Origin of the sequence: Roseivivax jejudonensis (assembly GCF_900172265.1) — a bacterium.
Taxonomy (GTDB): domain Bacteria; phylum Pseudomonadota; class Alphaproteobacteria; order Rhodobacterales; family Rhodobacteraceae; genus Roseivivax; species Roseivivax jejudonensis.
Genome location: NZ_FWFK01000002.1, coordinates 445,398 through 471,619 on the forward strand (window position 1 = coordinate 445,398; position 26,222 = coordinate 471,619).

General features: G+C 67.8%; 21 protein-coding genes. 8 read left to right on the top strand and 13 right to left on the bottom strand.

The genetic code is table 11. The features are described 5' to 3' along the window. Positions 1–35: 35 nt before the first annotated feature. From ROJ8625_RS07200 to ROJ8625_RS07215, 4 genes are all read right to left on the bottom strand, one after another. Positions 36–1,133, bottom strand: coding sequence for a DUF1513 domain-containing protein (locus ROJ8625_RS07200; protein WP_085791186.1), 1,098 nt, complete (start codon positions 1,131–1,133; stop codon positions 36–38). Next, positions 1,133–2,122, bottom strand: coding sequence for an imelysin family protein (locus tag ROJ8625_RS07205; protein ID WP_085791187.1), 990 nt, complete (start codon positions 2,120–2,122; stop codon positions 1,133–1,135). Before ROJ8625_RS07205 ends, ROJ8625_RS07200 begins: the two co-directional genes overlap by 1 nt. Continuing rightward, the gene (locus ROJ8625_RS07210; RefSeq protein WP_085791188.1) at positions 2,122–3,705 is read right to left on the bottom strand and encodes a di-heme oxidoreductase family protein; all 1,584 of its coding nucleotides are present in this window, start codon (positions 3,703–3,705) and stop codon (positions 2,122–2,124) included. The genes ROJ8625_RS07205 and ROJ8625_RS07210 overlap by 1 nt, the downstream gene beginning before the upstream one ends. A gap of 98 nt (positions 3,706–3,803) precedes the next feature. After that, the gene (locus ROJ8625_RS07215; protein WP_143535065.1) at positions 3,804–5,066 is read right to left on the bottom strand and encodes an imelysin family protein; all 1,263 of its coding nucleotides are present in this window, start codon (positions 5,064–5,066) and stop codon (positions 3,804–3,806) included. A gap of 306 nt (positions 5,067–5,372) precedes the next feature. Here ROJ8625_RS07215 and ROJ8625_RS07220 point away from each other — a divergent pair, with 306 nt between their 5' ends. Then, positions 5,373–7,250, top strand: a complete 1,878-nt coding sequence (locus tag ROJ8625_RS07220) for a bifunctional sugar phosphate isomerase/epimerase/4-hydroxyphenylpyruvate dioxygenase family protein (protein WP_085791190.1) — start codon at positions 5,373–5,375, stop codon at positions 7,248–7,250. Positions 7,251–7,278: 28 nt separating this feature from the next. Here ROJ8625_RS07220 and ROJ8625_RS07225 read toward each other — a convergent pair whose 3' ends face one another. Then, positions 7,279–8,190: a LysR substrate-binding domain-containing protein gene (locus tag ROJ8625_RS07225; RefSeq protein ID WP_085791191.1), complete on the bottom strand. Its 912-nt coding sequence runs from the start codon at positions 8,188–8,190 to the stop codon at positions 7,279–7,281. Positions 8,191–8,277: 87 nt separating this feature from the next. Between ROJ8625_RS07225 and pcaC the strand changes: the two genes are divergently transcribed. The 7 genes from pcaC (at position 8,278) to ROJ8625_RS07260 (ending at position 16,668) form a co-directional block, all read left to right on the top strand. Further along, a complete protein-coding gene (pcaC, locus tag ROJ8625_RS07230; protein ID WP_085791192.1) occupies positions 8,278–8,658 on the top strand; it encodes a 4-carboxymuconolactone decarboxylase in 381 nt (126 codons plus the stop codon). A 17-nt stretch (positions 8,659–8,675) separates the two neighbouring features. Next, complete coding sequence (pcaH, locus tag ROJ8625_RS07235) at positions 8,676–9,380, top strand: protocatechuate 3,4-dioxygenase subunit beta (protein WP_085791367.1); 705 nt, start codon at positions 8,676–8,678, stop codon at positions 9,378–9,380. Then, a complete protein-coding gene (pcaG, locus tag ROJ8625_RS07240) occupies positions 9,380–9,991 on the top strand; it encodes a protocatechuate 3,4-dioxygenase subunit alpha (protein ID WP_085791193.1) in 612 nt (203 codons plus the stop codon). Before pcaH ends, pcaG begins: the two co-directional genes overlap by 1 nt. Continuing rightward, complete coding sequence (locus tag ROJ8625_RS07245) at positions 9,984–10,817, top strand: 3-oxoadipate:acetyl-CoA acetyltransferase (protein ID WP_085791194.1); 834 nt, start codon at positions 9,984–9,986, stop codon at positions 10,815–10,817. The genes pcaG and ROJ8625_RS07245 overlap by 8 nt, the downstream gene beginning before the upstream one ends. 277 nt (positions 10,818–11,094) lie before the next feature. Continuing rightward, complete coding sequence (locus tag ROJ8625_RS07250) at positions 11,095–12,369, top strand: efflux RND transporter periplasmic adaptor subunit (RefSeq protein ID WP_085791195.1); 1,275 nt, start codon at positions 11,095–11,097, stop codon at positions 12,367–12,369. A gap of 30 nt (positions 12,370–12,399) precedes the next feature. Continuing rightward, positions 12,400–15,525 (top strand): efflux RND transporter permease subunit, encoded by a 3,126-nt coding sequence (locus tag ROJ8625_RS07255; RefSeq protein ID WP_085791196.1) that lies wholly within the window; start codon positions 12,400–12,402, stop codon positions 15,523–15,525. A 150-nt stretch (positions 15,526–15,675) separates the two neighbouring features. Beyond that, positions 15,676–16,668 (top strand): aldo/keto reductase, encoded by a 993-nt coding sequence (locus ROJ8625_RS07260; protein WP_085791197.1) that lies wholly within the window; start codon positions 15,676–15,678, stop codon positions 16,666–16,668. A gap of 30 nt (positions 16,669–16,698) precedes the next feature. On the opposite strand, the gene ROJ8625_RS07265 is transcribed toward ROJ8625_RS07260, so the two are convergent. The 8 genes from ROJ8625_RS07265 to ROJ8625_RS07300 form a co-directional block, all read right to left on the bottom strand. After that, positions 16,699–18,276 carry an LTA synthase family protein gene (locus tag ROJ8625_RS07265; RefSeq protein WP_143535066.1) on the bottom strand — a complete coding sequence of 526 codons (1,578 nt, stop codon included), beginning with the start codon at positions 18,274–18,276 and terminating at the stop codon, positions 16,699–16,701. 67 nt (positions 18,277–18,343) lie between these two features. Further along, positions 18,344–19,066 (bottom strand): CDP-alcohol phosphatidyltransferase family protein, encoded by a 723-nt coding sequence (locus ROJ8625_RS07270; protein ID WP_159456735.1) that lies wholly within the window; start codon positions 19,064–19,066, stop codon positions 18,344–18,346. Positions 19,067–19,481: 415 nt separating this feature from the next. Then, positions 19,482–21,746: a xanthine dehydrogenase family protein molybdopterin-binding subunit gene (locus ROJ8625_RS07275; RefSeq protein ID WP_085791200.1), complete on the bottom strand. Its 2,265-nt coding sequence runs from the start codon at positions 21,744–21,746 to the stop codon at positions 19,482–19,484. Then, a complete protein-coding gene (locus ROJ8625_RS07280; protein WP_085791201.1) occupies positions 21,746–22,744 on the bottom strand; it encodes an FAD binding domain-containing protein in 999 nt (332 codons plus the stop codon). Before ROJ8625_RS07280 ends, ROJ8625_RS07275 begins: the two co-directional genes overlap by 1 nt. 4 nt (positions 22,745–22,748) lie before the next feature. Beyond that, the gene (locus ROJ8625_RS07285) at positions 22,749–23,357 is read right to left on the bottom strand and encodes a (2Fe-2S)-binding protein (RefSeq protein WP_085791202.1); all 609 of its coding nucleotides are present in this window, start codon (positions 23,355–23,357) and stop codon (positions 22,749–22,751) included. A gap of 539 nt (positions 23,358–23,896) precedes the next feature. After that, positions 23,897–24,700 (bottom strand): AAC(3) family N-acetyltransferase, encoded by an 804-nt coding sequence (locus ROJ8625_RS07290; RefSeq protein WP_085791203.1) that lies wholly within the window; start codon positions 24,698–24,700, stop codon positions 23,897–23,899. Between the two features lie 66 nt (positions 24,701–24,766). After that, complete coding sequence (locus ROJ8625_RS07295; RefSeq protein ID WP_085791204.1) at positions 24,767–25,570, bottom strand: endonuclease/exonuclease/phosphatase family protein; 804 nt, start codon at positions 25,568–25,570, stop codon at positions 24,767–24,769. Positions 25,571–25,752: 182 nt separating this feature from the next. Continuing rightward, positions 25,753–26,037, bottom strand: coding sequence for a DUF2218 domain-containing protein (locus ROJ8625_RS07300; protein WP_085791205.1), 285 nt, complete (start codon positions 26,035–26,037; stop codon positions 25,753–25,755). Between the last annotated feature and the right edge of the window lie 185 nt (positions 26,038–26,222).

A 26,222-nucleotide genomic window follows, 5' to 3' on the forward strand; every position in this document is an offset into this window, starting at 1 on the left:
CGCCCGGATCCACAGCCTGACGTCGGCCGCGTCTCTCAGGCCGCGGCCTGTCCCACGCGCACGAGATGGTTGTCCCACGCCCTGTCGGGCGCGGCGCGCGGGCGCAGCCCGTCGGTGTCCGCCGCCATCACCCCGCCAAGCCCGTCGGTCGCGAGGAAACCGGCGGCCGACAGCGCCGTGCCCGGCGCCACGCCGCAGATATCCGCGCGCCGATGCGCGGCGAGGAACCGACCGGCGGCATCGAAGACATGAAGGCGGCCGCCGCGCGGGGCGGTGAACGCGACCGTCCGGCCGTCGCCAGAGACCGCGACGCTCCCGGCATAACCCTCCAGCGCGATCTGTTCGGCCAGCCCGGCCTCGGCGAGGACCGGCGGGCCGCCCCGGCGGTGCAGGCCGAGCAGCGGCACCCCGTCGGACGGCGCGCCCTGCCATTGCATCGCGAAGGCGACCTGCCCGTCCGGCGCCACGGCGAGATGCCGGATCGAGTTGAGATGCAGCGCGGGATCGAGCGCCACCTCCTCTTCGATGCGCCCGGACATCGACAGGTAGACGAGGCTCGGACTCATCGTCTCGAGGTTCAGCTTCTCGCGGCCGCTGTCGGGATGGGTCCGAATGCCGCCATTGGCCACCACGAGCAGATCGTCCGACACGGCGCGGATTTCGTGCGGTCCGATCCCGCCGGATGCGATCTCTCCGATCCGGGCATAGCCCTCGGACCGCGACCACAGCCCGATGCGTCCCTCACCGCTGTCGATGTGATTTTCACTCGTGGCGAGGATGTCTCCGCCGGCGAGAAATGCGCCGTGCCCGTAGAAATGCCGACCCTCGGGCGGGCGGAGACGCCGGATCTCGCGACCCCGCGCGCAATCGATCACAAGGGCGAAACGGCCCGGGCGCCGCGCGAAGAATACCGCCTCGGGCGCATCGGGGTGCGCGGCAGCGGCATGGCCGCGACCCGGCAGCGGAACGCGAAACAGGTCATGCCCCGCCGCGTCGAGCCCGAAAAGCGCGAATGTCTCGTCCGCCTCGCGCGCCGCGGCAAGATAGGACGGTGCCCCGGCATCCGCCCAGCTCAATGCCGGCGATCCGGCGGCGGCGACGAGACCGGCGATGAAGGCGCGGCGCGACGGCATCAGTCGCCATCCGCCGAGTTGAAGCCGACCGACACGCCAAGCGCCGGCGCGATTTCGGAGCCCACCGCCTGCGTGATCGCGTCGACCTCGGTCTGGAGCGCCTCGACCCGCAGGCGTCCGACCGGCGTCTCCACCCCGGCAAAGACCGGATCCTCCAGCTCGCGCGCGGTCTCCAGCGCCTGAGCGAACGCCGCCTCGGTCTGCGGGATCGGCGCATCCGACAGCGTGCGGGCCAACTCCTTCAGAGCCTCGAGATACCCGACCACGTTGCGCAGCGACCGCCCCGAGCGGCGGGCTTCGGCCATCTGCGGCCGCGGCGCGTCAAAGCTGCCCATCGGCACGCCGAGCCGGCGATCGGCCACGAACTCGAGGCCGGTGACGAGCGTCGTGAAGAGTGCCTGCGCCGCCTCGCGCTCGCTCAGGAATCGCGTATTTCCATCGGAACCGGCCTCGCGCATCAGCGGTGCGAAATCCTCGCGCCACTCGGATGCGACCGCGGCGGCCATGCGCGACAGGTCCTTCGCGACCGCGCGGACGAGACTGCAGGTGTAGTCGCCCTCGGCGTAACCGGCGTAGTCCGCATCGAACAGGAGCCGTTCGGCCGCGAAGAGCCCGCGCCCTGCGACCGAGACCTCGGCGAATGCGTCGGCATCCGATGTCGCAGGATCCTCGTCGGCCACCAGCCGCCGCACGGTGCGATCGACCATGCCGCGGGTGTCGGGCCAGAACGCGATGGCCAGGCCGCGGCCGCCATCCTCCAACGGGCCGAGCCCGAGATGCGCGATCCCCAGCCAGGCATCGAAAGCGTCGTGATAGGCCGGACGCAGCGCCTCGGCGCTGCAATCCTCTTGCGCGGCATCCTCGAAGGCCGCGGCGCGTTCGGCGAACCGGGCCGTTCCGGGCAGGACGTGCTCGTCCAGCGCTGCATCGACGCCGGCGACCGCCGGACCGGCGATCAGGCAAAGGGTGGCGACCAGGGCTCGGCGCATCAGAGGCTCTCCAGGTAACGGATCAGGGCATCGCGGTCGGGCTTGGGCATCGCGACGACGGCATCGCGGGCGGGCTGGGCCTCGCCACCATGCCACAGGACGGCCTCGAGCAGCGAGCGCGCGCGCCCGTCATGCAGGAACCGGATGTGACCGTTCACCGTCTCGGTCAGGCCGATGCCCCAGAGCGGCGCCGTGCGCCACTCGCGCCCCGAAGCACGGCCCTCGGGCCGGTCATCGGCGAGCCCCTCGCCCATGTCGTGCAGGAGCAGGTCGGTCATCGGCCAGATCAGCTGAAAGCTCTGCTCGGGCTGATCGGTCAGGCGATGTGTCACGTGTTTCGGCGTGTGGCAAGACGCGCAGCCGACCTCGTGGAATACGGCCTTGCCGCGAAGAACTTCGGGGGCGTCGGCGTCCCGGCGGGCCGGGACCGCGAGGTTGCGGCTGTAGAAGGTCACCAGATCAAGCCCCTCGGCGTCGATCTCGGTGCCGCGGGCGTCGCCGTCGCCATGCGGAGCGGTGCGGCAAGCGCTCTGCCCCGCAGCGCAATCGCCCCACGGGTCGGGAAAGATCGGGGAGGAGATGCCGATGTCCCCCGCGAAGGCGCTGGCGCTTTGCTCCCGGATCGTCGGTGCGCCGGCCTTCCAGCCGAAGCGGCCGAGCATCGGCCGGTCGTGTTCGAAGGACCAGACGATCTGCGCGCGGCCCGATATGCCGTCGCCATCCGCGTCGTCTGGATCCTCTCGCGCGAGAATGTCGGCGGCGGGTATCGCCTCCAGAAGGCCGAGGCCGATCATCTGCGGCGCAACGCGCGGGCTCAGCATCGCGCCATCGGCAAGCGGGCCGTAACCCAGATCCTCGGCGGTGTAGACAGGGTCTAGAAGCGTCGCGGTCTCGCCGTCTGACAGCGCTACGTCAATCTCCTCGTACCGGACGCCGAGGCGGTATTCGGCGGCGTGTCCGGCCACGCCGAAGTCCTGCAATTGGCCACCGTAGGTCGGGTCCGGCCGCGTGCGCGGCGTCTCGTCGCCGATCGACAGCAGGAACGCCTCGATCTCACTCATTCGGGCGTCGTCCGTCGCGGGAACCGAAACCCGCAGAAACATCGACACCGCGTCGTCGTCGGGCCCCGCCGGCGGATGGCCGCGGCCATCCTTCAGGTGGCATCGCTGGCAGGAGCGCGCGTTGTAGAGCGGCCCGAGCCCGTCAGAGGCGAGCGTGGATGCCGGAGCGGACACCCAGAGTTTCTTGAAGAGCCCGTTGCCGACCTTGAAATCGAGTTCGCGCTCGAACGGGATATTGCCCGAGGGCTGCGAGAACGCGTCGGCCGTGCGGCGCGCCCGCACGGTGGCGGCACCGGCGGGATTGGTCTCGAACGGCTCGGGTTCCGAGAAATCCTCCGGCGGCGCGACGACGTCGGCGATGCGCGCGCGCTCGGCCTCGGTGCGCGGCACGACGTCGAGATGCGGTGCGGACAGATCGACGCTGTCAGGCTCGGGGAGCGCCGGTGTCGCCGCCAGCAGCGCGGCGAGAGCGGCCAGCGTGCATCCCCTCGGAAATGGGGCTCGGGTGGCGCGCGGTGACATGTGACTCGGATCGCGATCTTCTGAATTGCGTGTACGCCCGGATGGCCCGCGCGCGGTGTCCGGGCCGGGACATCGCGGTGCCCCGGCCCGATACGGCGTTACTGGAAGACCGCGTTCGGATCGTCCAGGCTATCGGATCCCTCGAACGCGATCTGATCGACACCCAGCGCCGTCACCGCGCGTTCGATCGCGCGCGTCTGGTTCACCAGGGCGTCGACGGCACTCATGATCAGCGCTTCACCGGCATCGCTCCCGCGCGCCAGCATCATGTCGTAGCTGAAGCCCGCCTCGGCCGCGGTCTTGATCTGGCCGAGTTCGGTCATCGTCGCGTCGAGCCGGTCACGCAGTTCCGCGTCGACCTCGCTGTCCGCGGCGGCCACCAGATCGGAAAGCGACGCGCCCGACACCACGGTCCCGTCGACGCGCACGTATTCACCCACGTAGACGTTCCGGATGCCCAGCCCGTCGTAGTAGTGGCTGTTGTGGGTGTTGTCCGAGAAGCAATCGTGCTCTTCCTCCGGATCGTTGAGCATGACGCCGAGTTTCATTCGTTCGCCTGCCTGCTCGCCGTAGGACAGCGACCCCATGCCGGTCAGAATGGCGTTGATGCCAGCGTCGCCGTCCTCAAGCACCGCGGCGCGTGCCTCGCCCTCTTCGGCCCACTGGCCGGTCATCCATTCGAGATCGCTGACGAGGAGATCCGTCGCGGCCTTGAGGTAGTCGCCACGGCGGTCGCAATTGCCGTTGGAGCAGTCGTCGCCCGCGGCATAGTCCGTCCAGGGGCGGGTGCCGGCACCGGCGTCGGTGCCGTTCAGATCCTGACCCCAGAGCAGGAACTCGATGGCGTGATAGCCCGTGGCCACGTTGGCCTCGACCTCGCCCGCCTCGTGCAGTTGGCCCTCGAGCAGGTCCGGGGTGATCTCCGTCGCATCGACCTCTTCGCCGCCGAGCGTGAAGGTCGGATTCGCGATGACGTTGAGCGCGGCAAGCTGGTTGGCATCGGTCGCCCCACCGTAGGCGTCGTCGACATAATCGATCAGCCCCTCGTCGAGCGGCCACGCGTTCACCTTGCCCTCCCAATCGTCGACGATCGGATTTCCGAAGCGGAACACCTCGGTCTGCTGGTAGGGCACGCGCGCCTCCAGCCATGCCTGCTTCGCGCCTTGCAGCGCGGCGGCCGACGGCTCCGCGATCAGCGCATCGACGGCGTCCTGAAGGGCGCGCGCCTTGATCAGGCTGTCCTCGTAACTCGCGTGAGCGATGTCGGCATAGGTGCCGAGCACCTCCGACTGATCCTGCGCGAGCGCGGGCGCGGCGGCCGCGGTGCTCAGCGCGACGAGCGCGGTCATGGTACGACGCATGGAAATTCCTTTCGCTGGAGCTCTGTCCCGAAGAGATCGGACCGCCTGGCTTGGATTGGCTCGGCGAAATACGGCCGAGTATCTGACTGAAAACGTCGGGAAGGTCAACGGTCCGACTGGTACAGTCTCAAGCGGCGCGTGACCCGATACCCGGCAGGGTGCTGTGCCGTCGCGATCAGCTGTCCGCCCTGCCCTGCATCCGCCCCCGCGCCATCGCCCGCCATGGAGGCCAGGCGCCCGGGTCGCCGCCTTGACCTTCGGGTGATTGCTCGCCACCGTCCGGCAGACATCACGCAGGTTCCGATTTTGCGCACATCCATCGCCACCGTCTCCATCGCCGGCAACCTCACCGAGAAGCTCGCCGCTATTGCCGAGGCCGGCTTCGACGGGGTCGAGATCTTCGAACAGGACTTCATCGCGCATGACGGGGGGCCGGCCGAGGTCGGGCGCATGGTCCGCGATCACGGGCTCGACATCACGCTGTTCCAGCCCTTCCGCGATTTCGAATGCCTCCCCGAGCCCTACCGGACCAAGGCGTTCGACCGGGCCAGGCACAAGTTCGACACCATGGCCGAGCTCGGCACCGACATGATGCTGATCTGCTCGTCGGTGCATCCGCGCAGCCTCGGCGGGATAGACCGGGCGGCCGACGACCTCGCCGCTTTGGGCGACATCGCGACGGAGCGCGGCATACGCGTGGGCTACGAGGCGCTCGCGTGGGGCCGGCATATCAACGACCACCGCGACGCCTGGGAAATCGTGCGCCGCGCAGACCACCCGAACATCGGGCTCATCCTCGACAGCTTTCATTCGCTCGGACGCAAGATCGATCCGGAGTCGATCCGCGCGATCCCGGGCGACCGCATCTTCTTCGTGCAGCTCGCCGACGCGCCAGCGATCGAAATGGACCTGCTCTACTGGTCGCGCCACTTCCGCAACATGCCCGGCGAGGGCGACCTCGACATCGAGCGGTTCCTGCGCGCGGTCATGGCGACCGGCTATGCCGGCCCGGTCAGCCTGGAGATCTTCAACGACCAGTTCCGCGGCGGTGACCCGCGGCGTATCGCCCGCGACGGCTATCGCAGCCTCGTGGTGACGATGGACGATATCCGACGGCAGGAGCCGGACACCGCGCCGCCCCGGCTGCCACCACGCGCCTTGGCGCAAGGCGTATCGTTCGCGGAGTTCGCGAGCCGCGGCGAGGAGGCCGAGGCGCTCGGCCGAGCCTTCGCCACGCTTGGCTTCACGCGCGTCGCGCGGCACCGCAACAAGGATCTCGATCTCTGGGCGCAGGGCGACATCCGCTTCGTCATCAACCGCGAGACCGAGGGCCACGCGGCGACCAGCTGGAACGCCCGGGGCACCTGCGTCTGCGATATCGGGTTGTCGGTGCCGTCGGCACACGAGGCGGTGACCCGCGCCGAGGGTCTGCGCCTGTCGCCCTTCGCACAGCCGCTCGGCCCGGGCGAGATGGAGATCCCGGCGATCCGAGGCCTGTCGGGATCCGTCCTTCACCTGATCGATGCCGCGCACGAGGTCGTCTGGGACCAGGAGTTCGTCACCGAGACCGAACCCGAGAGCGACGCCGGACTGACCACCGTCGATCACATCGCGCAGACCATGTCCTACGACGAGATGCTGGGCTGGACGCTGTTCTATACCGCGCTCTTCGACATGCAGAAGGCGCCGATGGTCGATGTGATCGATCCGGACGGTGTCGTGCGAAGCCAGGCGGTCGAGAGCCGCCGGGGCGGCGGCCTGCGCGTCACGCTCAACGGGGCAGAAACGCACCGCACGCTCGCCGGAAGTTTCCTGGCCGAGACGTTCGGAGCCTCGGTCCAGCACATTGCGTTGGCCACTGACGACATCTTCGCGACCGCAGAAGCGCTCGCGGCCCGCGACTTCGCTGCGCTTCAGATCCCGACGAACTACTACGCCGATCTCGCGGCGCGGGTGGACCTCCCGGCCGAAGTGATCGCGCGGATGCGCAAGGCAAACATCCTATACGATCACGACGGCGTGGCGGGCTTTTTCCAACTCTACTCGCAGGCGTTGCCGGGCGGCGTGTTCATCGAGATCGTGCAACGCGAGCCCGGCTATACCGGTTATGGTGGCCCGAACGCACCCTTCCGCATCGCCGCGCAGAAGCGGCTGGCGCGGCCCAAAGGCGTGCCGAAGGACTAGCGCGCCGGAATGTCATCCGAGGCGCCGGTCAGTCGCGCGGCTCCTGCGCAACGGCGTCGAGCGCGGCGACGAGCTCGGCCAGATCCTCCGACGGCGGCTGGCCCGCGCGCAGGCTGATGCCGACGGGCCCGGCCAACAGCGGGTTGGACAGGTCCAGCGCGCGCAGCGTCCCGGCATCGAGCGCGTCGGCCACGACGCCGCGGGAGATGAAACAGATCGCGTCGGACCGGGCAAGAACGCGCTGCCCGAACGCGGACGCCACCGTCTCGAACTCCGGTGCGACGTCGCCCGCACCGATGCTCACGAGCCAGGCGCGCACCGTCTGGTGGATCGCCGCCCCGGCCGGCGGCAGGATCACCGGATACTGCCGAAGAGTCGCCGCCCCGTCGAAGGCGGCCGCGGGATGGTCGAAGCGCACGGCTCCGACGATCGGTTCTGAATAGAGCTGCCGGAACGTGAGCCCCTCCATCCGGCGCGGCTCTGCCATGCGACCGACGACGAGATCGAGCGCACCCTCGCGCAGCTGGTTCATCAGGAGCCAATTGGGGCCCGTAGAGACGCGCATGGTGCAGTTCGGCCGGGCGGCCCGAAAGCGCAGCGCCGCGTCGGGCATCAGCCGCGTCGCGGCGGTCGGAAGGGCCCCCACGCGGATCCGGCCGCGCCGGGCCGCCCCGCGCACCGCGTCCTGTGCCTGCGCGAGAGCCGACATGCCGGCGCCGGCCAGGCGCTGGAACTCGGTGCCCGCCGCATTCAGCACGACCCGCCGACCGGTCCGGTCGAAGAGCGGGACACCGAGGATCTCCTCGAGCTCGCGCAGCGTCTTGGACACGGCGGGTTGCGTCACTTTCAGCTCGGCCGCGGCCTGTCCGACCGAACCGGTCCGCGCGATGGCGAGGAATGTCGCCACGTGGCGAAGGCGGAAACGGGCATCTATATTCATAACCCATTGGTAATATTCAGACCGGAAAATATCAATTTTACTCTCGGTCCCGGCCTGCAATAAGGTCCGGAAACCGGGAGGACAGACATGACAGATCGGCACGAGGCCGGAATGCAGGTGCGCCGCACGGTGCTCGGGTCGGCGCATGTCGACCGCGCCGAGGCGGCAAAGACCGCGTTCGACACACCTTTTCAGGATCTGATCACCGAAAGCGCCTGGGGCAATGTCTGGGCGTCGGACGCGATCAGCCTGCGCGAACGGTCGATGCTGACCCTTGCGCTTCTGGCGGCGACCGGCAATTTCGAGGAAATCGCGATGCATGTGCGGGCGACGGCCAATACCGGCGCCACGCCCGAGGACGTTGCGCAGGCCTTTCAGCACGTCGCGATCTACGCCGGTGTGCCGCGCGCCAACCACGCGCTCAAGATCGCCAAGGAGACGTACCGAGAGATGGGAGTGGAACTGTGAGCGTGACCTGGGACTTCATGGAGCGGGACAGGCGCAGTCACCCGCCCGCCTACACGCCGGACTACAAGACGACGGTGGCGCGCAGCCCGCGCCAGCCCCTCCTGTCGGTCGAGACGTCGCTGTCGGAGCTGACCGGCCCGACCTTCGGACATCATGATCTCGGACCGCTCGACCACGATCTTCTGCGCAACCATGCGGTCGATGGCGATCCGATCGGTGAGCGCATCATCGTCCACGGGCGCGTGACCGATCAATCCGGTCGGCCGGTCCCCGGCACCCTCGTCGAGGTCTGGCAGGCCAATGCCGGCGGCCGCTACCGGCACGTGAACGACCGCTACCTCGCCCCGATCGACCCGAACTTCGGCGGCTGCGGGCGCGCTCTGACCGATGGCGACGGCTACTACCGGTTCCGTACGGTCAAACCGGGCGCCTACCCGTTCCGCAACTACGCCAATTCGTGGCGGATGGCGCATATCCACTTCTCGATCTTCGGTGCGGGCTTCGCGCAGCGCCTGATCACCCAGATGTACTTCGAGGGCGATCCGCTTCGGTCACAGGATCCGATCGCCCAGACGATCCCCGACGCGGCGGCGCTCGACCGGCTGATGGCGCCGCTCGATCTGGGGGCGAGCTTGCCGCTCGACTGCCTCGCCTACCGTTTCGACATCGTTCTGCGCGGGCGGCGTCAGACGTTCTTTGAAAACAGACCGGAGGGTGCGTGATGCCTTTGCCCTACCCGATCGAGACGCCGTCCCAGACGGCCGGCCCGTTCCTCCATATCGGCCTTCTGCCAGACGTCGCGGGCCACGACCGTCACCCGGCGGTGTTGGGCCGCGCGGTTGCCGGGCCCGCCGCCACGGGGCCGTGGATCGAAATCGTCGGCCGCGTCACCGATGGTACCGGCGCACCGGTCCGCGACATGCTGGTGGAGGTCTGGCAGGCCGACGCGGCCGGGATCTACAACCATCCCGCCGACCCGCGCGTCGCCGATGTGTCCCCGGATTTCACCGGCTTCGGCCGTACGCACACCGCGTTCGCCGACGGCAGCTTCGGGATCAAGACGATCAAGCCCGGGCGCGTGCCGGCGCGCTCTGGCACGTTGCAGGCGCCGCATCTGAGCCTCTGGCTCGCGGCGCGCGGCGTGAACATCGGGCTCGCGACGCGGCTCTACTTCGACGACGAGGCCGAGGCGAACGCGTCCGATCCGATCCTCAACACGATTGAGGCCGAAGCCCGGCGCGAGACGCTGCTCGCACGGTCCGAGGGCGACGGCCGCTATCGCTTCGACATCCGCCTTCAGGGCGACAACGAAACGGTGTTCCTCGATGTCTGACCCCTGCATCATCTGCGTCGCCATCACCGGCTCCGTGCCCACCAAGGCCGACAACCCGGCCGTTCCGATCACCGTGGACGAACAGGTCGAGAGCACCCACGCGGCCTTTGAGGCTGGCGCGTCGATCGCCCATTGTCACGTGCGCGACGACGACGGCAAGCCGACGTCGGACCCCGAACGTTTCGCCCGCCTAAAAGAGGGAATCGAAGCTGCGTGTCCGGGCATGATCGTGCAGCTCTCGACCGGCGGCCGCTCGGGCGCGGGGCGTGCACGCGGCGGCATGCTGCCGCTGGCGCCGGACATGGCGTCGCTGTCCGTGGGCTCCAACAACTTTCCGACGCGGGTCTACGAGAACCCGCCGGACCTCGTGGAATGGCTGGCCGCCGAAATGCGGGCCAACAACGTGAAGCCCGAGATCGAAGCTTTTGATCTGTCTCACATCTACCAGGCCAAGCTGATGGCCGATCGCGGCGAGCTGGAGGGCACGCCCTACGTCCAGTTCGTCATGGGCGTGAAGAACGCGATGCCCGCCGACAAGCGGGTGTTCGACTTCTACGTGGACACCGTGCGCACGCTCTTCGGTGCGGACGCACCGTGGTGCGCGGCGGGGATCGGACGCCACCAGGCCGAGGTCAACGCCTGGGCCGCCCAAGCCGGAGGCCACTTGCGCACGGGGCTCGAAGACAACATCCGGCTGGATCGCGAGACGCTCGCGCCCTCGAACGCTGCGCTGGTCGAACGCGCTGCAGAGATCGCCGAGAGCCATGGCCGCCGTGTCGCCACCCCCGCCGAAGCGCGCGCATTGCTTGGACTGCGCGCCGCCTGACGGCCCGGCGCCCGTCACCGGTTGCTCGCACAGACCCTGTGCATCCCCACACGGGCCGCGCGGCCCGTGTGACGCCCGGCGGTGCCAAAACCAGTCATATACTGGCTGCGGCACCGATCGCTCGCGGCCCCGTGCGTGCCACCGAACTGGGCAAACAGGTAAACCATCCTAACATTTTGATCGACAGGTCGGGTCCCCGCGCTTGCAGCGCCAGAGGAAACCGATAGTGCAATGCACACATCGCGCGGCCCGAGGGCTGCCGGCGGGGAGCAATACGATGCGAATTCGGATCACCGCGGTCTTGGCGACTGCACTGACGGCGGCGTGCCTCTGGCCCGCGGACGGGGTCGCGCAGCAGGGCGGAGACCGCCCGCCCCCGACCGTCGAAGTCGTCGAGGTCAACCGTCTCGACGTGACGCTGACCTCCACCCTGCCCGGCCGTGTGCGGGCCTACGAGACCGCCGAGGTCAGGCCTCAGGTCGCCGGCATCATCGTGGAGCGCACGTTCGACGAGGGCGGACGGGTCGAGGCGGGTGACGTGCTTTATCGCATCGATGCCGCGACCTACGAAGCCGCGCTGGCCGAAGCGCGCGCCGGCGTCAGCCAGGCTGCCGCACAGCTGCGCGCTGCCCGGCGCGAGGCGGACCGGCTTGAGGAATTGCAGAGCCGCAACGTGGCGAGTCAGCAGGCCCTGGACGACGCCGTCGCGGGTCGCGACGGGGCGGAGGCGGCTCTGGAACTGGCCGAGGCACAGGCGCGCCGTGCCGAGATCGAGCTCGACCGCACCAACATCCGGGCTCGACTGACAGGAGAGATCGGGCTGTCGCAGACCTCGCCGGGGGCGCTCGTCTCCACCGGGCAGGCCGATCCCCTGACGACGATCCGCAACATCGAACGGGTGTACGTGGACGTAACCCAATCGGCCGCCGAGCTCCTGCGCTGGCGTCGCGGACAGGCGCTCCTGGCGCTCGACGACACCGAGACGCAGGTCAAGCTGCGCCTCGCAGACGGCGAGGAATTCGAGGAGACCGGCACGCTCGCGGGTGCCGAACCCTACGTGAACGAGCAGACCGGGGTCGTCGTGCTGCGCCTCGTTTTCGACAATCCCGACAAGCTTTTGCTGCCTGGGATGTATGTCGAGGTCGAGATGCCGACAGCAACGGCCGAGGACGTCATCGCAGTCCCGCAAGAGGGCGTCACGCGCGACCGCCGCGGCACGCCGCAATCGCTTGTGGTGACCGCAGAGAACGTCGTCGAACAGCGCAGCCTGACCATCCTGCGCAACAACGGATCCGACTGGATCGTGTCCGAAGGGCTGGACGACGGCGACCGTGTGATCGTCGCGGGCTTCCAGGGCGCCGCGCCCGGCGCCACCGTCAATCCGCAGCCGCGCTCCGAGGCGGATGACGACGAGGCGACGCCGACGAGCTCGGAGCCCGGATCGGCCAGTGCGGCGGACGCTCAGGCCGATGCCGAGGGTCAGGCCGCCGGCGCGGCCGCCGCCGCCGAAGCGCGAAGCACCGAGGCCGGCAACGAGACAGAGACGAACTGAGCCCCGAGGGGCGGAACGAAAGGGCCCGGAATGGCGCGCTTCTTCATCGACCGCCCGGTCTTCGCTTGGGTCGTCTCGATCTTCATCATGGCCGTGGGCCTGCTGTCGATCTTCAATCTGCCGGTCGCGCAGTATCCCCAGATCGCGCCGCCGTCGGTAAGCGTCTCCGCGCGCTATCCCGGCGCGTCGGCCGAGACCGTGGCCAACACCGTCACCCAGGTCATCGAGCAGAACATGACCGGCCTCGACGGTCTGCGCTACATCTCGTCGTCCTCGACCAGTGCCGGGTCGTCCTCCATCACGCTGACGTTCGAGACCGGGACCGATGTCGACATCGCGCAGGTGCAGGTCCAGAACAAGCTCAGTCAGGCGACCCCTCTCCTACCCGAGACGGTGCAGCGGCAGGGCGTCGAGGTCGAAAAGTCCTCCGCCGGCTTCCTGATGGTGGTCGCGCTGATCGCGCGCGACGGCGGATACGACGACACCGACCTTGCCGATTACATGATTTCGAACCTCGTGGACGAACTGTCCCGGATCGAGGGTGTCGGCTCCGTTCAGGTGTTCGGCGCGCAATACGCGATGCGCATCTGGCTCGATCCGCAACGGATGCTCGCCTACAACATGACGCCAGGCGACGTGGTCGCCAAGGTTGCCGAGCAGAACACCCAGATCTCTGCCGGATCGTTCGGCGCACGCCCGGCGGTGGACGGGCAGATGCTCAACGCCACGATCACCGCCCAGTCGCTGCTGCGCACGCCGCAGGATTTCGAACAGATCGTGCTGAGGGCCGAAACCGACGGCGGTCTCGTCCTTCTCGACGACGTGGCACGGGTGGAGATCGGGGCGGCGAACTATTCGACCATATCGCGCTACAACCAGAACCCGTCGGCGGGCATGGCGATCAGCCTCGCACCGGGTGCGAACGCGCTGGAAACGGCCGAGGCGGTGAAGGCGCGCATCGACGAGTTCGCGGAATTCTTCCCCGACGGGGTCGAATACACGATTCCGTTCGACACCACGCCGTTCGTCGAGATCTCGATCAAGGAAGTGGTCAAGACATTATTCGAGGCGATCGGGCTCGTCTTCCTCGTGATGTACCTGTTCCTGCAGAACTTCCGCGCGACCATCATCCCGACCCTCGCGGTGCCGGTGGTTATCCTCGGCACGTTCGCGGTGCTCGCTGCCGCGGGTTTCACGATCAATACGCTGACGATGTTGGCGATGGTGCTGGCGATCGGCCTTCTGGTCGATGACGCGATCGTGGTGGTCGAGAACGTCGAGCGGATCATGGAAGAGGAAGGCCTCGACCCGCGCGAGGCGACGAGAAAATCGATGGGCCAGATCACCGGCGCGCTGATCGGCATCGCCATGGTTCTTTCAGCCGTGTTCGTGCCGATGGCGTTCTTTCCCGGCTCGACCGGGGTGATCTACAAGCAGTTCGCCATCACCATCGTCTCGGCCATGGCGCTGTCGGTGGTGGTGGCTCTGACGCTCACTCCAGCGCTCTGTGCGATCCTTCTGAAAAAGCCGGAGCATGGGCGCAAGCGCGGCTTCTTCGGCCTGTTCAACCGCGGTTTCGACGCGACGCTCGGCGGCTATGCGCGCACGGTCGGATATGTCGTGCGACGCCCTTTCCGCATCTTCGTGATCTATCTCGGTCTCGGCGCGGCCGTGGTCTTTCTGTTCCTGCGCACGCCCACCGGTTTCCTGCCGGAAGAGGATCAGGGGCTACTCTTCACCCTGATCTCGCTGCCGACGGGCGCTACCGCGGAGCGCACGCTCGATACGCTCGAACAGATCGAGACCCATTTCCTCGAAAACGAGGAAAGCGCCGTCGCCTCGGTCTACGGCGTCGTCGGGTTCAGTTTCGGCGGCCAGGGCCAGAACAACGGCCTCGCCTTCGTGCGTCTCAAGGACTGGAAGGATCGCGGTCCCGCCGACAGCGCGCAGGCCGTCGCCGGCCGAGCCTTCGGCGCATTCAGCCAGATCGTCGACGGCCAGGTCTTCCCGATCGTGCCGCCGGCAGTCCCGGCCCTCGGCAACGCCTCGGGCTTCGACTTCTACCTTCAGGCGCGCAACGGGCAGAGCCACGAGGAACTGGTGAATGCCCGCAACCAGCTTCTCGGATTGCTGAACCAGTCCGAGCGGATCGCGTCGGCGCGGCCCTCCGGGCTCGAGGATGCGGCCCAGTTCAACATCGACATCGACTGGCGCAAGGCCGGCGCGATGGGCGTGTCGGCCTCGAATGTCGGCGATCTTCTCTCGGTTGCGTGGGCGGGGCGCTACGTCAACGATTTCGTCGACGAGGGCCGCGTGAAGCAGGTCTATGTTCAGGCCGAGGCGGACGCGCGCATGCAGCCCTCCGACCTCGAGCTCTGGCGGGTGCGCAACGCCACCGGCGAGCTTGTGCCCTTTTCCAACTTCGCATCGTCCAGCTGGAGCTATGGGCCGCAGGGCCTCAACCGCTACAACGGCGTGCCTTCGATGCAGATCCAGGGCTCTCCGGCGCCCGGGGTGACGTCGGGCGAGGCCATGACCGAGATCATGCAACTGGTCGAGGAGAACCTCGATGCCGGGTTCGAAGTGGCGTGGACCGGCCTGTCGCTGGAAGAGCGCGAAAGCGGAAACCAGGCGCCGCTTCTCTACGCGCTGTCCCTGGCGGCGGTGTTCCTGTCGCTGGCGGCTCTTTACGAATCCTGGGCGATCCCCTTCGCGGTCATGCTGGCCATGCCGATCGGGGTGCTCGGCGCGCTGGTCGGCGCGTGGCTCGGCGGCTACGAGAACGGTGTCTTCTTCCAGGTCGGGCTGCTGACGGTGATCGGCCTGACGGGCAAGAACGCGATCCTGATCGTGGAATTCGCGCGCGACAGGATGGAGGCCGGCGCCCCGGTCTTCGAGGCCTCGGTCGAGGCCGCGCGCCAGAGGTTCCGGCCCATCATCATGACCTCGATGGCATTCTCCCTCGGGGTCGTGCCGCTCGTCCTGTCCTCGGGGGCCGGTGCCGCGGGGCGCAACGCGATCGGCTCGGGCGTGCTCGGCGGAACGCTGTCGGCGACGATCCTCGGCGTGGTCTTCGTCCCGCTTCTCTTCGCGACGATCGCGCGCCTCTTCTATCGTCGCAAGACAGCGAGGTCCTCTTCGCCCTCGGCCGCCTGAGCGCCTGACCCCGGTTCCGGCGTGTCACGGCTCGGTGCGGTCGGACGGTGCACCGCCGCGCCGCATCCGGCACACGGCGCAATCTGTCACGCTGGGCGGATCGCGCTAGAACCCACGAGACCCGCCCCTCGACAGAAGGAGAAAGCCGCGATGAAGATGACCCGTCTCGGAGCCAACGGCCCCGCCGTGTCTCAATTCGGCATCGGCGCGATGTCGTTCTCGGGCACCTATGGCGATGCCAGCATCGAGCAGAGCCACGCGGTGCTCGATCTCTGTCGCGAGGCAGGTGTCACGCACATCGACACCGCCAATCTCTACGGCAAGGGACGCAGCGAAGAGATCATCGGGCAGTGGCTGGCCGACCGGCCCGGCGCGGCGGACGAGATCGTGCTGGCCACCAAGGCCGGCAACACCGGCGACCCGGAGCGGCGGTTCAACAACGATCCCGACTACCTCGAGACCTGCATCGACGACAGCCTGCGCCGGCTTGGCGTCGATTGCGTCGATCTGTTCTACATTCACCGTTACGACCCCACGCACCGGATCGAGGACGTGGCGGGCACGCTGCGGCGGCTGGTCGACAAGGGCAAGGCGAAGGCGGTCGGCCTCTCGGAAATCGCGCCGAGCACCTTGCGCCGGGCGCATTCCGAGTGCCCGATCGCGGCCGTGCAGTCGGAATACTCGCTCGCGACCCGGGCGCCGGAGCTGGGTCTGGTTCAGAGTTGCGCCGAGCTGGGCGCGACGCTGGTGGCATTCTCTCCGGTCGGTCGGTCCTTTCTCACGGACGCGCCCTTCACGCCCGAACAGGTCGCGACCTACACCTTCACCAAGTCCAATCCCCGGTTCACGGAGCCGAACTACAGTACCAACATCGCGATCACCGACCGTTTCCGCGCGCTTGCCGCCGACATGGGCGAACCCGCCGCGGCGGTCGCGATCGCCTGGGTGATCTCGCGTGGCGATCACGTGCTGCCGATCCCCGGCACCAAGAACGTGGATCACCTGCGCGAATTGCTGCGCGGCACCGAGCTTCAGCTGTCGCAGGACGATGTCGCACGGATCGACGCGATCCTGCCGGTCGGCTGGGCGCATGGCGACCGCTACAGCTACGCGCAATGGGCCGGCCCTGAACGCTACTGCTGATCGCCTGCGGCGCTTCCAGAGCCGTTCCGTTCAGTTGGTGCGGCTGGCGGCGACGTCCGGATCCTCGAACACCGACGTCATAAGGCCGTAGATCGCGTCCATCGACAGCGCCGGACGATCCGGCGCGGGGCGGATGCCGTCGGAGAATACCTCGTCGGGCAGCCGCTCCAGCAGGCCCGTGTCGCGCGAGATGACGTGCATCGGCACGTCAGGCGACGCCCCCTCCCCGGTCAGAAGCGGCGCGGGCTGGTGATCGCCGAGCACGATGAAGAGCGCATCCTCGCCGTCGCGCGCGATGTATTGCCCCATGACTTCGAGCGCGTAGTCCAGCGACAGGCCATACTGTGTGCGGATCCGCTCCGGATCGGACCAGACCTCGCGCGGCGTGTCCCCGTCGCGCTGTGTCCCGTCGAAGATGCCACCATCGCCCACCGCGTCCCACGGCACGATCCGCGGCAGCGGGGTCCACGGCGCGTGCGAGGTGATGAGCGCCATCTCGATCATGTCAGGACCGGGCCCTCGAAGCAGACGATCCATCGCACTCCACGTGTATTGGTCGGGCATCGTGACCCATTCGAAGGGTTCGCCGGCATAGGCGAGCCCGGATGCGTCGAGCGTCGTGTCATAGTCGTACCAAGCGGCTTCGGGCCAGTCCTGGACGATGGCAGGCATCGCCGCCCCTGTGGCCCACCCGGCCTCGCCGAACAGCGCGTTGAGCGATGCGCGATCGGAGATCATCAGCCGGTCGTAGCGGCTCTGGTTGTTCACCCAGAGCCCGGACAGGAACGTCCCGTGGCTCAGCCAGCTTTGGCCCCCGCGGGTCGGGGCGGCGAGGAACGTGCTCCGGATGGACCAGCCCGCATCGCTGAGCCGCGTCTCGACAGCGTCGAGCCGGGGGTTTGACACCTCGGTGTATGCGGCATCGTCGAGGAAGGAGCGTCCGTAGGATTCGATGAAGGCAACGATCACGTCGCGGTCGCCCAGCGCCTCGAACGCGGGCGCGATGTCCTGCCGTTCGGCCAGCTCCTCGCTGAAGTCCCGAAGATCGACCACGCTGCGCGCCATCCGCGACACCTGGTTCGACACCACTGGGGTCGCCGCGAAGGCCGACCATCCAGGCACCGCCGTGGAGACGAGGACGGCGATCAGCGGCACGCCCGCCACAGCCCCGCGCGTCCGACCGCCAAGGCGCGGCAACCGCGACAGCCCCGCCCAGAGCATCCAGGTGGCCGCGCCCAGGGCACCGAGCACGAGGACGACCGCCAGAAGTGCCTCGTGGTAGGCCACGCTCGACACCAGAAGCTCCCAGCCCGAAACGAGCAGGTGAATGTCGAGCAGCGGATCGAAGGGACGGCTTAGCGCGAGATAGGTGGCGAGGTCGGCAATCCGCAGGACCGAGAACACGAGCGCCAGAGCGATCACCAGGGCTCGCAGTGGCCGGTTTGGAAACGCCGCGAGCAACAAGAGGATGACCGGAAGCTCCCACGTGGGACGCACGAACCGCGCCGGCACGAGGCCTGCGGGGTGGGAGGGCATCACCATCGCCAGGTGCAAGAGCACGCAGGCCCCGAGGACGAGCGCCATATCCACGATCCGCCGTCCGGTCATGGGCGCCCCGCTGACCGGACCGTCGGACGACGACGAGTGGTGCAGGCTAACCCGGTCCGGCGTGTCCTCATGATGTCGAGGTCAGCCAGCGCACGTCCCGCGCAAACGACCAGGCGACCAGGAGCGCTACCCCGATCGACAGCGTGCGCATGATGCCGTCGGGCAGGAACCCCAACGACAGAAGCGCGAGCGTGGTGATCTGGAGCGCGCAGACGGCCTTGCGGGCAAGGCTGTGCGGCAGAGGCGCAGCCAAGGCCGGCCATAGCGCCGTCGCCACGATGAAGAGATAGCGCGACGCGCCGAGCACGATGAGCTCCAGCCCGCCATACCCGGCCGCGGCGGCGTAGAGCGCGAGGATCGCAGCGAGCGCGGAGTCGACCTCCATGTCGAATCGGGCGCCGAATTCCGAGCAGAGATCCTGCTTGCGCGCCAGCCATCCATCCACGCCGTCGAGGCTAAGCGTCGCGACGGCGATCCCGAACACGATCCAGTCCGGCGCGCCGAGCGTGTCACCCGACAGCGTCGCCACGAGGATCGACGCCAGCGCGAGCCGCGTGGCCGTCACGACATTGCAGGCGCCGAGGCGATCATGCGGATACCGCGCGGCCATCGACCGGACGGCGAGCGCGAACCCAACAGCGAGCACAATGGCGGTCAGGTAAACACCCGACGGCGCGATCATCCACGCAGCGAACAGAGTTGCGGGGCTGATCGCGAGGCCGAAATACGCCAGAGCCCGGGCCGGGCCTGCGTTAACGAGAACCGCCGTGGTCGATTGGGCGGCCTTCATGCGACAGCCCGGCGACGGACGGCGCAGGCGCCACGGAACGCGCCGCCGGCGGCGTTCCGCACAGCTCCGCAATGTATCGGAATAATGTCGTTCAAGGTCGGACGGGCCCCGCGCTGTTACCAAAACGTCATGCATGAGCGACCTATTCTGCCGGACAGCCTCGGCAAGACCACACACAGAGACGCGAACGGGTGTCGGATCTTCAGCGGACGACCCAGAACAATAGCGCGGTGGCTGCGCGAAATATCAGGCGCAAGCCACTGTAAGTCCCGCAAACATTTGACGCGACCGAGGACCAGTGCTTTGCGACGGATTGACCCCGCGAATGCAAATCAGGCGCGTGCCGCCGAAAAGCGAACCCTGCCCCTGAAAATGCCGCGACGGGGCGGGTACGACCCGCCCCGTCGACCGCGTGTCACGTCGACACGAGATCGGACATGCGGATCGGCAGCGACGTGAGCCGCGTGCCTGTCGCGTGGTAGACCGCGTTGCCGATGGCCGCCGCGGTACCGACGATGCCAAGCTCACCGATCCCCTTGACGCCGAGCGGATTGACGTAGTCGTCCTGCTCTTCGAGCATCTCTACCCGCACCTCGCGGATGTCGGCGTTCACCGGGATCAGGTATTCCGCGATATTCGCGTTGAGAAAGCGTGACCGCGCGGAGTCGGTTTCCGTGACCTCATGCAAGGCGGAGCCGATCCCCCAGACCATGCCCCCCAGCAACTGGCTGTGCGCGGTCTTGCGGTTGAGCCAGGTGCCCGCGGCAAAGGCGCCGTGCAGGCGCGGCACACGGATCTCGTGCGTGTACCGGTGGATGTGCACCTCAGCCATTTCGGCGCCGAAGGCGAACATGGCGAAATCCGGCGTCACGGGCCCGGCGGTGCCGTATCCGCCCTTGAACGTCGCGGCCACGAGCTCGTTGGTGAGCGCGGGGTGACGGAACTCGCCGATCACCTCCACCTCGCCCTCGGGAAGCATCGACAGCGCTTCCGCCAGGCTCTGGCTCTGACCGTTCGGACCGCGCAGCGTGCCGTCGTCCAGTGTGACCTGTGCCGGATCGACGCCCGACAGCGGCCCCTCGGACATGGCCGAGACCCGCGTCGCGACCTGCTGGGCGATCTTCATGCAGCCATCGTGGACCGCCGAGCCCGCGGACGCAGCCGTTGTCGAGCCACCGGAGATCGGCGCGACAGGGAAGGATGCCTCGCCCATCACCACGTCGACCGCCTCGACCGGAACGCCGAGCCGGGCGGCGGCGACCTGCGCCATGATCGTGTAGGTGCCGGTGCCGACGTCATGTGCGGCCAGCGCGATATACGCATTCCCCGATGCCTGCATCCGGACCCGCGCGTTCGAGGCGAGGATGTTCGTCGGATAGGTCGCGGTGGCGCAACCGTACCCCACGAGCCAGTCTCCGTCGGTCATCGAGCCGACCTCCCGGCCCCGGTCGGCCCAGCCGAAGCTTTGGGCAACGGCGTCGTAGCTCTCCATCAGCGAGCGGGAGGAGAACGGAACTCCCTCGGTCGGGTGCTCGCGTGCATCGTTCACGCGGCGCAACTCAACAGGATCCATCTCGAGTTTCCACGCAAGCTCGTCCATCGCGGATTCGAGACCCCAGAAGGTCTGCATTTCGTTCGGCGCCCGCATGAAGCCGCCCGTGTTGGTGTCCGAGCGGGACAGACGCTGCTCGGTCCGGATGTTGGGGCAGGCATACATCGCGCGGGTAATGTGCGTGCCCGCGTTGACCACCATGTCGAACTGGGACGTCTGCGCGGTCTCGATGTGCTCGAACGCGGTCAGACGGCCCTCTGCATCGGCACCGAGACGGAACTTCTGCTCGCTCTCCGGACGGAAGGTGGCGACGGTATACATCTGCGGCCGCGTCACGATCAGCCGTACGGGCGCGCCCACACCCTTTGCGGCAGCGATCGTCAACATCGTGTAGGGCGTGATGCCGGCCTTCGACCCGAATGCGCCGCCCACGAAGGAGGAGATCACGCGCACCGACGTCTCCGGTAGACCGTAGGCGCCGGCGATGCCCGCGCGAAGCGTGCGCACAGACTGCGACGGCATCCACACGGTAAGGCGGTCGCCGCGCCACTCCGCGGTCGCCGCAAACATTTCCATCGGATTGTGATGCTGGAACGGCGTGGTGAACGTCATGTCGACCGACTGCGCCGCGCTGTCGAGGCCAGCCTGCAAATCGCCCTGATCGAGGATCATGCCGTCGCTGTCCTCGCCGGCACCGACAACGAAGCTGTCATCCGGCGTCATGTGGATGCGGGACTCGCCTTCCTCGTAGGACACCTCGACGAGATCCGCGCCGCGTCGCGCGGCCGCCGCCGTTTCGGCAACGACGTAGGCGACGGGCTGACCCGCGTAGCGGATCTCGGTGCCCTCCATCGGCCAGAACGACGCCGAGCCGGGACCGCCGGCATAGAAGCCCTTGACCGTCTTGTAGTCCGGCAGGGTCTCGTGCGTGTAGACGGCGACAACGCCCGGTTCGGCCTCGGCCACGCTGGTGTTGATCGACGTGACGGTGCCGACAGCGATCGAGGAGCAGGCCAGCGCCCCGTGCAGCATGCCCGCAGGGATTTCGTCCGCGGCATAGGTGGCGGCGCCCGTCACCTTGCGCCGGGCATCGGTGCGGGTGACGCGCGTGTTGATCGTCTGGGCCATTATTCGCCTCCCATCCGGGATTTCACTTGCATCAGAGCGCCGGCCACGACGTCGGCGCCGAGCGCGATCTTGTAGGCCGAGCCTTCGAGCTCTTCGGCGGTCTCGAACGCGATGCGGCCGGCCTCTCGGGCCGTTTCCTCGGTCAGGGGCTGACCGCGCAGGCTGTCTTCGGCATCGGTCGCACGCCACGGCACCGAGGCGACACCACCCAGTGCGATCCGCACGTCGCTGACCGTATCGCCGTCCATGGCGACGCCGACGGCCGCCGAGGCCGAGGCGAAGGCGTAGCTCTCGCGGTCCCGCGCCTTGAGGTAGGTGCTGTTCGCCATCGCGGGCACGACAGGCAGGACGATCTCGGTCACGATCTCGCCCGGCTCCAGAACGGTTTCGACCTCCGGACTATCGCCCGGCTGCACGTGCAGCTGGCTGAACGGGATCGTGCGCTCTCCGCCGGCGCCGCTGACCACGACCTCGGCATCGAACGCGATCAGAGCCTGCGCGAAATCGCCGGGATACATCGCCACGCAGGCCGAGGAGCCGCCGAGGATCGCGTGCAGGTTCGTCTCACCGCCTTCGAGCGCGGCGCAGCCCGACCCGGGATTGCGCTTGTTGCACTGCGCATAGGCGGTGTCACGGAAGTACGGGCATCGGGTGCGCTGCAGGATATTGCCACCGAGGGTCGCCACATTCCGGAGCTGCGGGCTCGCAGCCTTCCAAAGCGACTCCGACAGCGCCGGGAAGGCATCGATCACCGCGGGATCGTCGGCGACCGTCGACATCTTCGCCAGCGCGCCGAAGCGCATCCGGTCGCCGGCAACCGCGTATCCCTCGAGGTCGGACAGACCGTTGATGTCCACGAGCGCATCGGGGGCGATGACCCCGATCTTCATCAGATCGACCATGGTCGTGCCGCCGGCGATGATCTGCGCGCCGGACTCGCGCGCGGCATCGGACGCGTCGCCGATCTGACCCGGGCTGGAATAGCTGAAGCTTCTCATCGTCTCACCCCTGCTCGCTGTCACGGACCTGCTCTATGGCGGCCACGATGTTCGGATAGGCGCCACACCGGCACAGGTTCCCGCTCATGTACTCGCGGATCTCGACCGCGTCGTTGGCGTGGCCTTCCTCTATGCAGGCGATCGCCGACAGGATCTGGCCGGGCGTGCAGTAGCCGCACTGGAAGGCGTCGTTCTCGGCGAAGGCCGCCTGCATCGGGTGCAGGTCGCCCGTCGGATCGGCCAGACCCTCGACCGTCACGATCTCGGTGCCTTCGGCCATCACTGCGAGCGTGAGGCACGAATTGACACGTGTGCCGCCCATCAGGACCGTGCAGGCCCCGCACTGACCCTGGTTGCAGCCGATCTTCGTGCCCGTCAGGCCGAGCGTATCGCGCAGCGCCTCCACGAGGGTCGTGCGCGGCTCTACCGTCACGTGGCGCCGCGTCCCGTTCACGGTCAGCGCGATCGTCCGGGCGTCCGCGCTCGGCTCAGCCTGTTGCGCCTCGGCCGCGCCGACGGCCATACCAAGCGAGCCGGCGACGGCGGAGCTGCCTTGCAGGAAGCCGCGGCGAGAGACGCCGGGCCGGGTCAGATCTGGGGGTGTTTCGGACATCACTAGGTCCCTTTATCGGTGCCGTTGCGCGGCGACTTGACCCGCGTTTCGGTCGCGACAAGGTCGGGCATGAAAATTGCGTTTCCTGATTTTTTCCATCGGCTTTACGGCTTCATTGGCCGTAGCGCCGATTTATGGCCATTTCCCGCCAATCACGATTTCGCCGGTGAATTCATGGGCGCTTCTTCCCCGAGGCGTCTGGAATACCGGCGCCGCTCCAACACGCCGCGCTCGCTCCAGTCACGCCTTGTGTCCGGAGGCTTTCGAAGGGATCTTAAAATTCAATGTTTCCATAGCTTTATGTCTCAACCTCAAAGTCGACGCATCGCTCGACACGCATTGTTCTGCGCTGCGGGCACGGTGGAGCTGCGTTTTCGGATCACTCGACCGGACACGCACGGAAACTCTTGTTGGCAATATTGAATGATCTGCCGAGCCATCAAATATCCGCGACCGGCGGAACACTCTCGGCAAGCCGGAAACGTAGAACGGGGGCTGGCTCAATTCGCCGCGACGGCGCCTCCAATTCCAACGATGGATTAATGGAGATCGCCGCTCGCCCGGTTCGCCGCATCAATCTCTTCGGCGGCAAATCCCACGAGTTCGGCCAAGTCGCACAGCCGGCATTCGGCCGCGCCGACGCGCCCGCGATGGACGCGGCCCGCCGCCTCGAACGCGGCACCGACCGCGGGAAAGAGCCGGCCCAGATCGTCCGCCACATCGTGAGTTTCGACCCAGTCCGCATCATTCGGTCCACTCTTGAAGCGGCGCAGCTTGGTCCGGCGGTGGCGGGCCCGCGCTTCGGCGGTGTGGAGCGCGGTGCACCGGGTCCAGTCCACCCCGATGAGCAGGATCTTGGTCGCCGGTCGATCGCACAGCCGGCCAAGGGGCGTGTCCGGGCCCGTCGCCCAGGCCCTTGAATGCGACGCCGTCAATTCGGCCGCGCCGCGTCCGTTCAGGCAGATCGACACGTTGGGATGGTCGCTGCGCTCCGTTCCAGGCCACGTCCGGAAGGTCTCGGCGATCACGCCCATGCCAAGTGTCGCGGAGCGGCGCCGGTCAAAGCCTGGAACCGCCCGCTCCGCCTCGGCGATCTCGCGCTCCGACATCGCGGCCCGGTCGAGATGCGGCGGAAAGCTCGCATCCCCCGAGAACCCCGGCATACCGATCAGGCCATCGCGTCCGAGAACCTGCTGCAGCGCCTCGATCACGCTGCGCGCACCGCCGATCACCGGCCCGATCGCGCGCATCGACGCGTGAACGAAAACGCCGTCGCCCGTGCGAAGGCCCAGCACCCGCAGATCGCGGGCCAGACTGTCGACGGTGAGGATCGGCGCGCCCATGCGAGACGATATTGCATTGGACCCGCGCGGCCACAACGCTTGCGTTCGACGGGACGCGCGCGCGCGTCAGTCGCGCGAGCGATCGATGCGGAACGACGCGACGAAAGGCAGATGGTCCGACACGCTTTCGCGGAACCGCTCGCGCCCCATGTCGAGCGTCCAGTGCATCGGGAACAGGCGCAGCGAGCCGCGGATATACTCCGTCGAGAACGTGCGCGAGATCGCGAACCCGTCCAGCAGGTTTGCCCGACCGGCCGGAAGGATGTGCGAGAACCGATCCTGCAGATCCCACGACGACACGAAGTTCATCAGGTCGTCGCCGCCAAGGTGATGGAAGTTCGAGACGTCCTCGCCCGGGATCATGTTGAAATCGCCCATGAGCAGGATGTCCTCGCGCGACTGGCGGCGCAGATCGGTAATGAACGCGCCAATCACCTTGCATTGCTCGTCGCGGATACGCTGTTCGGGACCGCCGCGCCCGGATTTCAGGTGCACCGCGATGAGCGTGAAGTCGAACCGGCCGATGCGCACGTCCGCAACAAGCGCCTTGCGGCGGTCGGGATCCCCGAGATCCGAGCCCGGGATGAAGCGCAGGTTCTGGACGTCGACGCCGTCCTTGAACAGAAGCCCGATGTTGAGGTCGCTGGCCTGCTGCAGCATCGCGGAGCGGTAGGTGCATCCGCGCGCCTCGAGACCATCGATCAGTCGCTGCATGTGCGAGAACGGCTTGACCTCGACGAGCGTGACGAACTCTGCGTCGAGGATCGCGAGCCCTTCGACCTGGTTCGCCGCCCGCGCGTCCGAGATCTGGAGAAATCCGGCGATGTTCCAGACCGCGACGCGCGCGGTCATGTGCTTGAACTCGGTCATCACGGATCTCCTTCATCGCAGCGGGATGCTACGCGCAGGATGCAACCGTACGATGAAAGGTCGGCGACCGCTGCCGGTCTACGCCGGTGGCCGGGCGGTCGACTGCACGGCGCGCCGCGACAGAGCAGGCGATGCAGGATCAAGGACGGTGCGCGACATACAGCGGCGGCGGCTCTCCGCGCTCAGTCCGACCAGACGAGCGGCGCCGGCTCTTCGCGGAAGGCGAAGCGCAGCAGGTGGTTCTCGACGACCGCCTTGCATTGATCGAGCGCCTCGGCGTCCGCGCTTTCGACTGCGATGTCGAGCCCGCCATCGTCTGCCGCCAGTTCGGCGTCGCCCACCGGAAAATTGAGGCTCGCGGTACGGCCTGACTGGGCGGCCGGGATCTTGTGCGCGAAATGCTTGACCATCTGCCCGAGATAGCGGTCCGCGCTGGACGTCTCGAAGCGTGTGTGTGCTGTGGTCATTCCGGTCTCCTGATGTCGCGGCGGCATCCCGCCTTGCCCTGACTGAATTACTCAGGTAATCGGCCGGCGCAAGCCCGAACCGGGCTGTCCGCCAGATTGCCGTCGACCGCGCGTGCTCTCCAGCCAACATCGTCGATCTCGCGCAAGAGGCTTTCATGCTCCTTTCGACCAGCCGGGGTCCGGTC